12 protein-coding genes are annotated in these 12,161 nt (G+C 69.2%); 6 read left to right on the forward strand and 6 right to left on the reverse strand.

Annotation, left to right across the window (positions count from 1 at the left end; all coding sequences use genetic code 11):
- Positions 1 to 59: 59 nt before the first annotated feature.
- The 4 genes from EDD41_RS12195 to EDD41_RS12210 are packed head-to-tail and all read right to left on the reverse strand — an operon-like array spanning position 60 to position 3,173.
- The gene (locus tag EDD41_RS12195; protein ID WP_245995643.1) at positions 60 to 971 is read right to left on the reverse strand and encodes an ABC transporter substrate-binding protein; all 912 of its coding nucleotides are present in this window, start codon (positions 969 to 971) and stop codon (positions 60 to 62) included.
- Positions 968 to 1,648, reverse strand: a complete 681-nt coding sequence (locus EDD41_RS12200) for an ABC transporter permease (protein ID WP_211336656.1) — start codon at positions 1,646 to 1,648, stop codon at positions 968 to 970. The genes EDD41_RS12195 and EDD41_RS12200 overlap by 4 nt, the downstream gene beginning before the upstream one ends.
- Positions 1,645 to 2,295: an ABC transporter permease gene (locus tag EDD41_RS12205; protein ID WP_123576085.1), complete on the reverse strand. Its 651-nt coding sequence runs from the start codon at positions 2,293 to 2,295 to the stop codon at positions 1,645 to 1,647. The genes EDD41_RS12200 and EDD41_RS12205 overlap by 4 nt, the downstream gene beginning before the upstream one ends.
- Positions 2,292 to 3,173 (reverse strand): ABC transporter ATP-binding protein, encoded by an 882-nt coding sequence (locus EDD41_RS12210; protein ID WP_245995644.1) that lies wholly within the window; start codon positions 3,171 to 3,173, stop codon positions 2,292 to 2,294. Before EDD41_RS12210 ends, EDD41_RS12205 begins: the two co-directional genes overlap by 4 nt.
- Before the next feature lie 199 nt (positions 3,174 to 3,372).
- Between EDD41_RS12210 and EDD41_RS12215 the strand changes: the two genes are divergently transcribed.
- The 6 genes from EDD41_RS12215 (at position 3,373) to EDD41_RS12240 (ending at position 10,162) form a co-directional block, all read left to right on the forward strand.
- Positions 3,373 to 3,600 carry a hypothetical protein gene (locus EDD41_RS12215; RefSeq protein ID WP_123576087.1) on the forward strand — a complete coding sequence of 76 codons (228 nt, stop codon included), beginning with the start codon at positions 3,373 to 3,375 and terminating at the stop codon, positions 3,598 to 3,600.
- 142 nt (positions 3,601 to 3,742) lie between these two features.
- Complete coding sequence (gene argS / locus EDD41_RS12220) at positions 3,743 to 5,380, forward strand: arginine--tRNA ligase (RefSeq protein WP_123576088.1); 1,638 nt, start codon at positions 3,743 to 3,745, stop codon at positions 5,378 to 5,380.
- A 157-nt stretch (positions 5,381 to 5,537) separates the two neighbouring features.
- Positions 5,538 to 6,557, forward strand: coding sequence for a 2,3-diaminopropionate biosynthesis protein SbnA (sbnA, locus tag EDD41_RS12225; RefSeq protein ID WP_245995645.1), 1,020 nt, complete (start codon positions 5,538 to 5,540; stop codon positions 6,555 to 6,557).
- A complete protein-coding gene (locus tag EDD41_RS12230) occupies positions 6,551 to 8,113 on the forward strand; it encodes an FAD/NAD(P)-binding protein (protein ID WP_170165365.1) in 1,563 nt (520 codons plus the stop codon). Before sbnA ends, EDD41_RS12230 begins: the two co-directional genes overlap by 7 nt.
- Complete coding sequence (locus EDD41_RS12235; protein ID WP_211336657.1) at positions 8,110 to 9,483, forward strand: alanine racemase; 1,374 nt, start codon at positions 8,110 to 8,112, stop codon at positions 9,481 to 9,483. Before EDD41_RS12230 ends, EDD41_RS12235 begins: the two co-directional genes overlap by 4 nt.
- 70 nt (positions 9,484 to 9,553) lie before the next feature.
- A complete protein-coding gene (locus EDD41_RS12240) occupies positions 9,554 to 10,162 on the forward strand; it encodes a YdcF family protein (RefSeq protein WP_148060553.1) in 609 nt (202 codons plus the stop codon).
- Between the two features lie 27 nt (positions 10,163 to 10,189).
- Here the strand turns inward: EDD41_RS12240 and ppgK are convergent, their stop codons facing one another.
- Together ppgK and EDD41_RS12250 are read right to left on the reverse strand one after the other, a co-directional pair.
- Complete coding sequence (gene ppgK, locus EDD41_RS12245; protein ID WP_123576091.1) at positions 10,190 to 10,942, reverse strand: polyphosphate--glucose phosphotransferase; 753 nt, start codon at positions 10,940 to 10,942, stop codon at positions 10,190 to 10,192.
- Between the two features lie 64 nt (positions 10,943 to 11,006).
- Positions 11,007 to 12,116 carry a glycosyltransferase family 2 protein gene (locus EDD41_RS12250; protein WP_170165366.1) on the reverse strand — a complete coding sequence of 370 codons (1,110 nt, stop codon included), beginning with the start codon at positions 12,114 to 12,116 and terminating at the stop codon, positions 11,007 to 11,009.
- Between the last annotated feature and the right edge of the window lie 45 nt (positions 12,117 to 12,161).

Consider the following 12,161-nt stretch of genomic DNA (forward strand, 5'->3'; position numbering starts at 1 on the left):
TCCTTCTTCCTTCTGGTTGGTTGCCTCGACAGGCTCGGCCACCGGGTATGTGGGGTCTGTCACCGTGCGGGCACGATGCCCTGCTTTGCCAGCCATTGCTTCGCGATGACGGCGGACGACTGCTGCTTCTCCACGCTCAGCCTATTGAGTTCGATCAGCTCATCGGTGCTCAGGCGATACGTCACGAGCGAAATCACCGAGGCGGCGTCCGCCCCGACGCGGGAACTGGCGACGGGGACGACGTTCTGCGGCAGCACCAGGTTCTTGGGGTCATCCAACGTGACGAGGTCCTTCGCCTTGATGGATGGGTCGGCGGAGTAGATGTCGGCCACCTGCACCTTGCCGTCGGTGAGGGCCTTGACGGTCAGCGGGCCGCCGGAGTCCTCCACCGGCAGGACCGTCGCATCCACGTCGTAGGCACTCTTGAGGCCCGCCGGACCGTACGGGCGCTTGGTGAGCTCCGAGTTGCCCGCCACCTTCACGGCCCCTACCTTGGACAGGTCTGCCAGCGACGAGAGGCCATACTTCTCTGCCGTGGTCCGGGTGACGTTGTAGGAGTCCTGGTCACTTGCCTCCGCCGGTTCGAGCACCATCAGGCCAGCGGGCAGCTTCTCCCGCAGTGCCTCGGTGATCTCGCCGGTGGCCTTCGCCGTGGCCTGCTTGTCGTAGTACTGCAACAGGTTCCCGACGTACTCGGGCATCAGGTCGATCCGGCCGGCCTGCAATTCGGGCAGGTAGACCTCGCGCTGGCCAATCTGGTAGCTGCGCTCGATCGTCCACCCGCGGGACTCCAACGCCTGGGCGAACAGCTCGGCAATGATCTCGTTGGAGTAGTACTGCTGGGAGCCGACCACCAACTGCTTCGACGCCGGCCCGGCATCACCGGCCGCTGAGGTGCCCAGGGGGTCGCTGCTGGCGCAGCCGGTCAGCAGGACGAGCCCCATCATCAGGGCGAGGATTCTTCTGGTCACGGGATCTCCCGGGGATCGGGGGTGGTCTGGCGGTGTTGCAGCAGCCGCTCGGTCAGTTCGAAGGCCAGCTCCAGCGCGACGGCCAGGGTCAGCACCAGCAGCGAGGCCGCCAGCATCTGCGGGTAGTCCTGGGTCTTGAGCCCCAGGAAGAGGTCACGGCCAAGACCTCCGGCCCCCACATAGGCGGCGAGGGTGGCCGTCGAGACCACCTGCAGCATGGCCGAACGCAAGCCGCCCAGCAGCAGCGGGAAGCCCAGGGGGGCCTCCACCTGGGCCAGCACCTGCCACTCGGTCATTCCCTGTGCCCGGGCGGCGTCGACGGTCGCGGGGTTCACGGCCTCGATGCCGGAGTAGGCGCCGGCGAGCACGGAGGGGACGGCGAGCAGGACCAGGGCGATCATCGGAGCTCCCAGCCCGACGCCGATCCACAGGCCGAAGAGGGTCACCAGTCCAAGACTGGGCAGGGCCCGGGCGGCGCCGGACAGGCCGACGGCCAGGTTGCGACCCCTGCCGGTGTGGCCGACGAAGTAGCCGAGCGGCACCGCGATGGCGCTCGCGATGGCCACCGCAAGCAATGAATAGCCCAGGTGCTGCAGCAGGTGCATCGGCCAGCTCTCGGGGCCGTGGAGGTTGGTGGGATCCACGATCCAGGCAAGGGCATCGCGCACGAAGTTCACGTCGCCGCCCCCTTCTGCCTGCGGGTCCAGGGGAGGAGCAGCCAGCCCAGGGCCTGCAGGAGTGCGTCGAGCAGCCAGGCCACCAGGACGGTGGCCAGAATGCCCGTCAGCACCTCCGCGAGGATGCCGCGCTGGAAGCCGTCGGTGAACAACTGGCCCAGGCTGGCCACGCCGAGCAGGGCGCTGACCGTGACCAGGCTGACGGTGCTGACCGCCACCACGCGAAGGCCGGCCAGCAGGGCGGGCCCGGCCAGCGGCAGTTCGACGGTGACGAAGCGTCGCAGGGCGCCGTAGCCCATGGCCATTGCCGACAGGCGCGGCCCGTCCCCGACGGCGTCCAGCCCGTCGGTTGCCGAGCGCACCATCAGGGCGAAACCGTAGAGGGTCAGGGCCGCGATCACATTCCACCGGTCACGCACCGTGGTGCCGATCAGCATGGGCAGCACGACGAACAGTGGAAGTGAGGGGATGGCATAGACCAGGCCGGACAGGGCGACGAGCCCCGCCCGTCCCGGGCGCCAGCGGGTCGCCAGCCACGCCACCGGGAGGGCGAACAGGAAGCTGAGGGCGACGGCCGGAAGTGTCATCGACAGGTGGGCGAGGCTCAGGCGGCCCACCAGGCCGAGGTTCTCCCCGAGCCACCTCATCCGCGGCCCCCGCTGCCGGGGACAGAGGCTCCCGAGGGCGCCAACCGTCCGGCGGGGCGTCCCAGTGAGTCCACCACCAGGGTCCCGTGCGGTCCCTCCTGCAGGTGCAGGTCCAGCTCCCCGCGGTCCAGGCCCAGGAAGGAGGCGACGAAGTCGTTGGCGGGGTTGGCGACGAGTTCCGCGGGCGTCCCCGCCTGGGCCACCTGGCCACCCTTCTGGAGCAGCACGATCTGGTCGCCCAGGGCGATGGCCTCGGCAATGTCATGGGTGACGAACAGGACGGTCTTGTGCAGGTCCTGCTGAATCTTCCGCATCCACGCCTGCAGTTCGGCTCTGACGAGGGGGTCGACGGCTCCGAAGGGCTCGTCCATCAGCAGGATGTTCGGGTCGCTGGCAAGGGCTCTGGCCACGCCCACCCGCTGTTGCTGGCCGCCGGACAGTTGCGCGGGCCAGCGGTGCGCCATTGCGCGGTCCAGGCCCACCAGGTCCATCAGCTCCAGGGCCTTGGCCTGTGCCTCCCGCTTGGCGACGCCGTTGAGGCGGGGCACCGTCGCGATGTTGTCCACCACTCGACGATGGGGGAGCAGGCCGGAGTTCTGCATCACGTAGCCGATCCGTCGGCGCAGCTTCACGGCGTCCTGGCCCGCGATGTCCTCGTCGTCGATCAGCACCCGGCCATCCGTGGGTGCCACCATCCGGTTGACCATCCGCAGCAGCGTCGTCTTGCCGCAGCCCGATGACCCCACCAGCACCGTGGTGCGGCCGGTGGGGACCGTGAGGCTGAAGTCCTCCACCGCCATGGTGCCGTCTGGGTACTGCTTCGAGACGTGCTCGAACTCGATGCCCATGCCACTCCCGTCGTTGGCTGCTGTTCCCATGAAACCTTGCCCCTGCGACAAAAATTCCACCCGAAGGAAGGGAATTCCCCCCGGGAGCCCCGAACCCGGTGCGCTTGGGGGAGGTGGAGGGGGGAGGAGAATGGGTTCTCCTCGCCTGACGGCGGCCCTGGTGCGCTGGGTGGAGCCGCACGCGGAGGGGAGCGGCATCCCGCGCATCTAGGCCATCGTCGACGGCCGCATGGCCCTGGGCCGGGCCAGGATCCTGCCGGTCAAGCGCTTCGAGCACCGCTCCGCCCTGGCCCAGGCGCCCAGTGTGGTGCTGGTCGGGCTGCTGTGCGGCCTGGTGGGACTGGTCCACAATCGCGGCATGCTGGCCGGTCTCGCCTGGGCGGACCGTTCCCGTATCCCGCGGGAGCTCCGGGGCCTGCGCAGTGGCGATGCTGGTCTCCACGGTGCTGCGCAATGAGCCCATCTACGACATGCTCGCTGCTCGTGCGGCGCACGCCGCCCGGCTCAACGAGGCGCAGGTGGCGCCAGGCGGGTCCGCCGGGTCCGCTGGGGCATGAGGAGTGCGCCGGCCGGTGTGCGCCGCATGAAAGAATGAGCGCATGTCTTCACTGCCCTCACAGCTCACCGAGCGGGTCCAGGCCGTCACCGGCACCGATCCGGAGATGCGTCCCGCCACCAAGCCGCAGTTCGGTCACTTCCAGTCGAATGTCGCGTTGCGCCTGGCCAAGACCGAGGGCAAGCCGCCGCGAGAGGTGGCCGCCGCCATCGTCGAGAAGCTTGATCTTGAAGACCTGTGTGAGCCGCTGGAGATCGCCGGGCCCGGCTTCATCAACTTCCGGATCAAGGCCGACGTCCTGGCCTCCACGGCCAGTGAGCTGCTGGCCGACGAGCACGCCGGCATCGCCCAGGTTGCCAACCCGCAGCGCGTCGTCATCGACTACTCGGCGCCCAATGCCGCCAAGCAGATGCACGTCGGCCACCTGCGCAGCACCATCATCGGCGACTGCTTCAACCGGGTGCTGAGCGCGCAGGGCAATGTCGTCATCCCGCAGAACCACATCGGCGACTGGGGCCGGCAGTTCGGCATGCTCGTCGAGCAGACCATCGACGAGGGTCTTGATCTCGATGCTCTTGATCTTGCTGGCGCTGAGGCGCTGTACATGCGCGCCAATGCGCACCTCAAGAGCGACGAGGCCTTCGCCACCCGTTCGCGTGACCGCGTGGTCAAGCTGCAGGCGGGTGACCCGGAGACCCTGGCCATGTGGGAGAAGTTGATCGCCATCTCCAAGGCCGGCTTCGAGCACACCTACCAGCGGTTGGGTGTCCTGCTGCAGCCCAAGGACTACGCGGGGGAGAGCATGTACAACAACATGCTTCCCGCCGTCTGCGAGGACCTGGAGGCCCGCGGGATCGCCAAGGTGGACCAGGGCGCGCTGGCCGTCTTCGTCGACGGCTACGAGGCCCCCGCCATCATGCGCAATTCCCAGGGTGGCTATGGCTATGACGTCACCGACGTGGCGGCGCTGCGCTATCGCGTCGGGGAGCTCCACGCGAACCGGTTGATCTACGTCGTGGGCTCCGAGCAGACCCACCACTTCAAGTTGATCTTCGGTGTCTGCCGCAAGGCCGGCTACCTGCCCGACGAGGTCCGGGCCGAGCACGTCGGCTACGGCATGGTGCTGGGTACCGACGGCAAGAAGTTCTCCACCCGTGAGGGCACCGCCGTGCACCTGGACGACCTGCTGGACGAGGCCGAGCAGCAGGCCGCGCCCAACATTGCCCTGGCCGCCATCAAGTACGCGGACCTGTCCTCCGGCCTGCAGAAGGACTACACCTTCGACGCCGAGCGGATGACCGCCACCACCGGCGACACCGGCCCCTACCTGCAGTACGCGCACGCGCGGATCTGCCAGATCATGCGCAAGGCCGAGGCGGAGCAGGTGGAGGTCCCGGATACCATCACCACCCTCGACGAGCCGGCCGAACAGCAGCTCGCACTGCTGCTGAGCCGCTTCGGGGAGGTCGTCGCCGACGTTGCGGAGACCCTGCAGCCCCACAAGCTGTGCGGCTACCTCTACGAGCTGGCCGGCGCCTACTCCACCTTCTACGAGCAGTGCCCGGTGATGAAGAGCGAGGGTGAGGTGCGCGCCTCGCGCCTGGCCCTGTGCTCCGCCACCCGCAAGGTGTTGGCCAAGGGGCTCTACCTGCTGGGAATGGACGCGCCCGAGCGGATGTGACCCTCCCGGGCGCCGTGAGCGCCCGGCAGGAATCCGTGACAGATGCAGATCCGCTCCCCAGTGCAGTCATGACATCGGGGAGCGGATCTGCATCTGTTTCCACTACCCACTCCTGAGGGTGGATCGTCCGCGGCCAAGGCTGCCTATATTGGTGTGGGTGACCCCTGAACCCCGCGACGACCTGTCCCAGTTGGTCGGCAACACCCCCGTGCTGCGGCTGCACCGTATCTACGAGGCCCCGCATGCCGCACTGTTTGCGAAGTTGGAGCAGTTCAACCCCGGAGGCAGTGCGAAGGACCGCTCGGCACAGTCCATGCTCGACGATGCGCTGGCCAGCGGCCGGTTGCAGCCCGGCGGTACGGTGGTGGAGTCCAGTTCCGGAAATCTGGGCGTTGCCCTGGCCCGGGCGTGCACCTTGGCGGACATCCATTTCGTGTGCGTGGTGGACAGCCGCGCGAATCGTGCGACGGTGGACACGATCCGCGCCTTGGGCGGCCGGATCAGCCTGGTCACCGAGCCGGATCCTCGCACTGGTGACCTCTTGACGGCCCGGCACCAACGCGTCGCGGACCTGGTGGAGGAGATCCCGGGGGCCGTGAACCTCAACCAGTACGGCAATCCGGCCAACCCTGCCGCGCACCGGAAGGGGACCATGCGTGAGCTGGCGGAAAGCCTCGGCCACCGGATCGACGTGCTCCTGGTGGCGACGAGCACGACGGGCACCATCGGCGGCTGTGAGCAGTACGTGCGTGAGCACGGCATGGACACCCGGGTGGTGGCGGTGGATGCCGCGGGCAGCGTGCTCTTCGGCGGCACCGCGGGTGCGCGGTTGCTGCCCGGCATGGGTGCCGGGCTGGTCACCGAGCTGTCGTCGGCCGTGGAACCCGACGAGGTGGTGCGGGTCACGGACCTGCAGTGCGTGGCCGGCTGCCGTGCCCTGGCCCGCCGCGAGGGAGTGCTGGCGGGGGCTTCCAGCGGTGGTGTGGTCTGGGCGCTGGGGCAGATCCTGCCTGGCCTGCCCGACGGAACCAGAGTGGCGGCCATTCTCCACGACGGCGGAGGGCCCTACCTGGAGACCGTGCACCGCGATGAGTGGGTGCTGCAGAACCTGGGCGCGTCGGCGGCCGACGTCGAGGACCTGGTGGCCAGCCTCCCGCCGAAGGGGCGCCCGTGCTGAGGGTGGCCGTGGTCGGAGCCGGCCCCAAGGGCCTGCACGCCATCGCCGCGTTGCTTCGTGGTTCGTGGCGCGGCAAGGACCTGCGGGTCGACTGCTTCGACGCGAACCCGCCCGGCCAGGGCGCGGCCTATGCCTGCGGCCAGCCGGACTGGTTGCGGCTCAACGTGCATCCGCGGGTGCTGCATTTGCCCCCACATCCACCCCTCGACGAGTGGCTCGCGGCGCGCGGCACTGACCCGTCGGGTGATGTTCCACGTCACGAGGTGGGCCGATACCTGCGGGCTGCAGCCGACGGCCTGCGGCGCGAGGCGGGGGAGACGCTCGCCTTCCATCCGCACGCCGTCCGCGCCCTGGAGCGGCGGGGCGATGCGTGGCTGGTCCGTCACGACGGCGGGAGCGTGCTGGCCGACGAGGTGCTGCTGGCCACCGGACACGCCCCGGACCACGACCATGCCCTGCGGCACGCGTGGCGGCCGGCCCCCGGCGTCTTGATGGTGCCGGGGGTCTACCCGGTGGCGGACAGCCTGTCGCAGGCCCAGGTTCCGGCCGGCTCGGTGGTGGCGGTGCGGGGTGCGGCCCTGACCTTCATCGACTGTGTGCTGGCCTTGACCGAGGGCCGTCCGCGGGCCGAGTGGCCGCGGCGGATCCTGCCGGTCTCGCGCTCCGGTGCCCTGCTGCTGGCCAAGCCCGCCGTGCCCATGCGGGCCGATCTGGCGGAGCTGCTGGCCCGTCATGCCGCTCAGTTGCCCGGCCTGCTGGCCGATGCCGCGGCGCCCTTCGAGGCCGCCACACGGGCCACGCGGGCTGCGGCGGCTGAGCTGTTGACCAGTCAGGGGCAGGCGCACCAGGAGGCAGTGGCCGCCGTCGATGCCGCGCTGACCACGGGTTTCGACCCGGACCTTGCGCCCCAGGGAAGGGCCCGGGCAGCCCTGCAACGCTCCAACCTGCTGGCCGAACAGGACCATGCGAGTTCACCGTCATGGGCCCTCGGGCGTGCCTGGGCAGCCCTGTACGCACCGATGGTCGCGGGCCTGGCCCATCGCAGTCCGGAAACCGTCGAGTGGCGTCGGTTCTCTGCGGCCAGCGCGGTGCTCGAACGCTTCACCTACGGCCCACCGCTGCCCAATGCGCGTCGGCTGGAGGCCCTGATCTGCCAGCACGATGGCCCCCACGCCTCCTGCACCGCACCGGTCTGCCTGGAGTGGCTCGAGCGCGGCGTCGGGATCGCAGAAGGGATCACCGGGGTCGGTGACGACGAACGACCGGACGTGGTGGTGGACGCGGTCCTGCCCCCGCCTGGTGCGCAGACGGCCCGCACGCCGCTGGTCGACGCCCTGATGGTCGACGGTTGGGTCCGGACCGCCATGCCGCGTCGCGGGCTGGAGGTGACTCCGCACGCCCAGTGCGTCGGGCAGGACGGGTCTTTGACGCCGGGGCTGTCCGCCATCGGACGGCTCACGGAGGACGTGGTCATCGGGCATGACACGCTGTCGGTACGGATGCACGACGAGATCGAACGCTGGGCCGCGCGCCTGGCGTCGGAACTGGAGGCATGATGCGCCAACCTCACGGGGTCGCCCCGCTGACCGCCCGGCTGGAGCCGTGGATGGAGCAGGTCCTCGCCGACGCGGACGGGTGCTCTGCACTGCTGGAGGAATACGGCTCGCCGGTCAACCTGCTGGACCTGGCCGCCCTGCGACGCAATGCCGAGGAGCTCGCAGAGCCGGCCCGGCGCCACGGTGTCGACCTGTTGATCCAGGTGGCCCGCAAGGCCAACAAGGCCCTGGCCGTGGTGGATGCCGCCCGCGAGCTGGGCTTGGGCATCGACGTCGGCGGCCAGGACGAGTTGCTGCAGGTGCTCGGGCGCGGCGTCGACCCGCGCCGGGTGGTGCTGACCGCCGCCGTGAAACCCATCAGCCTGTTGCGGCTGTGCCTCGAGCACGACGTGCTGTGCGCCCTGGACAACCTGGACGAGGCCGAGGAGTTGTCCGGGCTGGCACGGCAGCAGGGTGTGCGGGCCAGGGTGGCGCTCCGGATCCCACCGGACCCGGACAGCGGGCTGCCCCCGTCGCGCTTCGGACTCCTTGCGGAGCAGTGGCTCCAGTGGCTGGCCGGAGCACCGGCGGTGGAGGTTGAAGGGATCCACTTCCACCTGCACGGCTATGCGGCGCTGGACCGGGTGACGATGCTGGGCCGGGCCCTGGTTCTGGTGGACGAGTTGCGGGCCCGGGGACATCACCCGTCGAACATCGACATCGGTGGGGGCGTGCCGATGAGCTACCTCGACGACGGACAGCAGTGGCAGGACTTCTGGACTGCGCACCACGCGGCGCTGGAGACTGGGCAGCCGATCACGTGGCGTGGACACCCGTTGTCGAATGTCTACCCCTACCACCAGGCCCCGGTGCGGGGTGTCTGGCTGGACGAGGTCCTGGGCGCCGGTCTGCTCGGGGGCAGCGTTGCCGAGCAGCTGCGTGGCCGTGGGCTGCAGCTGCGGTGCGAGCCGGGACGGGCCATGCTCGACGGCTGTGGAATGACGCTGGCGCGGGTGGTGATGCGCAAGCAGACCAGCGACGGGCTGGACCTGGTGGGTCTGGAGATGAACCGCACGCAGTGCCGCTCCACGTCCGACGACTTCATGGTGGATCCGCTGCTGGCGCGCCCCGGAACCGCGGGGGCACCCTCGGATCCGGTGGAGGCCTGGCTTGTGGGCGCCTACTGCATCGAGGCGGAGTTGATCTTGCAACGTCGGATCGCCTTCCCCGATGGGGTGGCGGTGGGTGATGTCATCGCCCTGCCCAATACCGGCGGCTACCTGATGCACATCCTGGAGAGCGCCAGCCACCAGATGCCTCTGGCCCGCAACCTGGTGCGTGGCACGGACGGCGGATTCCGGCTCGACGCGATCGATCTCGGCGGGACGTGACAGGCGTGGGTCTGTCAGCGGGCTCTCAGGGATTCACGGCCTCGTCACCGGGCGCCGTTAGCCTGTGGATGTGACCGATCCCACCTCCAATGTGCCCGACGAGCAGCACGCACCGCAGCGCCGCCGCACCCCGCCCGAGCACATCCTGGCCCGGGTGGTGACCGGCATCGTGCTGGCGGCGGTGCTCTTCGTTGCGGTCTTCGCCTGGCGGGTGGTCTATCGCCCGCACCTCGACCAGATGCCCGAGGAGCAGGTCGACGCGCTGCTGGTGCTGGGGCCGTTGAATCCCTGGCGGATCGAGATGGCCGAGGACCTGATGCGGCAGGGCAAGGCCAAGAACCTGGTGCTCTCGACGCCGAACATGCCGTGGGATGCCATGTACTGCGACGAGAAGCACGACTGGCCGGCGTACTGCTTCCCGCCCAACCCGTCGACCACTCGCGGGGAGGCGATCGGCCTGAGAGACCTGGCTGAACTGCACGGGTGGATGAGTTTCGCCGTGCTCACGGTGGACTTCCACGCCGCCCGGAGCCGCTTCATCTTCGAGCGCTGTCTGGGCCAGCCGGTCCCTGTCGTCGGGCGCAACATCTCCGAATGGGATCACCAAAGGCCATACCAGGTGGCCTACCAACTGGGCGGCTACCTCAAGGAGATCAAGCTGGGCCGCTGCCCAGCCTGACCCCCTTGCGGCGGTGCCGGTGAAGGCTCAGTGCTTGCGCTGCTCGGCCAGCCAGGCCGCGCCGATGATGCCAGCCTTGTTCTGCAGCTGGGCGGGCACGATCGGTGTGTCCAGCTCGAGCAGGGGCAGGAACTTGGCGTGCTTCTTGCTCACGCCACCGCCGACGACGAACAGGTCCGGCCAGAAGAGCATCTCCATGGTCTCGTAGTAGCGCTGGAGGCGCTCGGCCCACTCGCTCCAGGAGAGGTCCTTGGCTTCCTTGACGCTCGTCGCGGCGCGGGTCTCGGCGTCGTGGCCGTCCACCTCGATGTGCCCCAGCTCCGTGTTGGGCAGCAGGATGCCGTCGTTGATGATGGCGGTGCCGATGCCGGTGCCAAGGGTGGTGAGGATGACCACGCCCTCGGTGCCCTTGGCGGCGCCGTACTGCACCTCGGCCAGTCCGGCGGCGTCGGCGTCGTTGACGATGGTGACATTGCGTCCGAGCTTGTCCTCGAAGAATTTCTCCGCTTCCAGGCCCTCCCAGCTGTCGTCCAGGTTGGCCATCATCGGGATCTTGCCGTGCCGCACCGGTGCGGGAACGGTGATGCCCACGGGGGCGTCGCCGATGGCCTCGGCGAAGTGCTCGATGATCTGCCCGACGACGTCGACGACGGCCTCGGGGGTGGCTGGCTGCGGGGTGTCGATGCGGAAGCGGTCGGCGGCGAACTCGCCCTTGTCGAGGTCGACGGGTGCGCCCTTGACGCCCGAGCCGCCGATGTCAATGCCCAGAACAGTGCTCATTGCTCCAGCCTAGTGGCCCCGAGCCTGTCGGCCCTGCGTTCCCCGAGCCTGTCGAGGGGCCGCCTCAGTCCTTCGGCGTCGACGCGGTGTTGAAGGAGACCTCGTCGGCGGGTTCCGGTGCGCTGGCCTCGTCCCGATGCCGCAGGGCGCCGTCGTAGTGCGAGGCATAACGGGCATCCACCTGCTGGTCCCCGATGGGAGATGCGGGACGGTTCTGGCCATCCAGCAGGATCTCGACGCTGGGGGTGCGGATCGGCTCGACGGGCTGGACGGCGCGCAGGCCGAAGCCCAGGTTGTACAGCTCCTCGAAGTAGCGCTTGGCCTGCAGGCTCATCAAGGAGAGCACCAGCAGCACGGGGAAGAGCACGGCGCAGGCCAGGGCGAGCCCGTTCCAGCCCAGGTGGCCGGTGAAGGTGAGGATGGTGCCCACCAGCCCGAAGAGCAGGGCGGGAATCAGCGGCACCCAGAAGGGGCGCCACAGGTAGCCGTTGATCAGCTGGCGGTAGGTGGTCATCTGGCTGGTGGTGCTGGTCAGTGCGGAGCGGCTGACGCGCTGCTCCAGACCGGCCCAGCTCAGCGTCGCGGGGATCTCCACGATGCGGGCGCGCAGGATCTGGGCCTTGTAGATGATCTCCACCATGATGTCCGGGCCTTCGGCCTTCAGGGACATGGCGCGGATGAAGGGGCCGTCGTAGGCGCGCACCATGCCGGTGAGCGTCTTGACGTCGTGGTAGCTGGTGAAGTTCAGGAACTTGTTCGCGGCCTGGCTGCGCACCGCCAGCGGCTTGGGCACCTTCACCGAGGCGCCGCCCTCCATGTACGGGGAGGCGATCACGACGTGCGGGTGGGTTTCTGCCCAGGTGTCGATCAGGCGGCCGATGTCCTCGATGGAGTAGCTGAGGTCGCAGTCGACGGCCAGCACCACGTCGCCGCGGCTTGCCTGGATGCCGGTGCGCATTCCCGCGCCCAGTCCGGCATTGCGACGGTGGGAGAGGATCCGCACCGGGGTGGACATCTCCTGCGCGGCACGGGTGGCCTCGCCCAGGGTGTCGTCATCGGAGCCGTCGTTGACGACGATGATCTCCCAGTCGAAGGTGGCCTTCTGCTTCGCCAGCTCGTCGAGTGCGTGCAGCGTGCGTGCGACGGTTGCCTCTTCGCGGAAGCAGGGGATCACGAATGATCCCGTGGCGCGCGTGTGAGTGGCACCGGTCCCCTGAAC

This window comes from Luteococcus japonicus (genome assembly GCF_003752415.1).
GTDB classification, from domain to species: Bacteria; Actinomycetota; Actinomycetes; order Propionibacteriales; family Propionibacteriaceae; genus Luteococcus; species Luteococcus japonicus.

Bases quoted from the DNA above. Each gene is read 5' to 3' on its own strand.
- EDD41_RS12205 (WP_123576085.1), bottom strand. From the start codon at position 2,295: ATGAGGTGGCTCGGGGAGAACCTCGGCCTGGTGGGCCGCCTGAGCCTC.
- EDD41_RS12210 (WP_245995644.1), bottom strand. From the start codon at position 3,173: ATGGGAACAGCAGCCAACGACGGGAGTGGCATGGGCATCGAGTTCGAG.
- EDD41_RS12215 (WP_123576087.1), top strand. From the start codon at position 3,373: ATGGCCCTGGGCCGGGCCAGGATCCTGCCGGTCAAGCGCTTCGAGCAC.
- argS (WP_123576088.1), top strand. From the start codon at position 3,743: ATGTCTTCACTGCCCTCACAGCTCACCGAGCGGGTCCAGGCCGTCACC.
- EDD41_RS12235 (WP_211336657.1), top strand. From the start codon at position 8,110: ATGATGCGCCAACCTCACGGGGTCGCCCCGCTGACCGCCCGGCTGGAG.
- ppgK (WP_123576091.1), bottom strand. From the start codon at position 10,942: ATGAGCACTGTTCTGGGCATTGACATCGGCGGCTCGGGCGTCAAGGGC.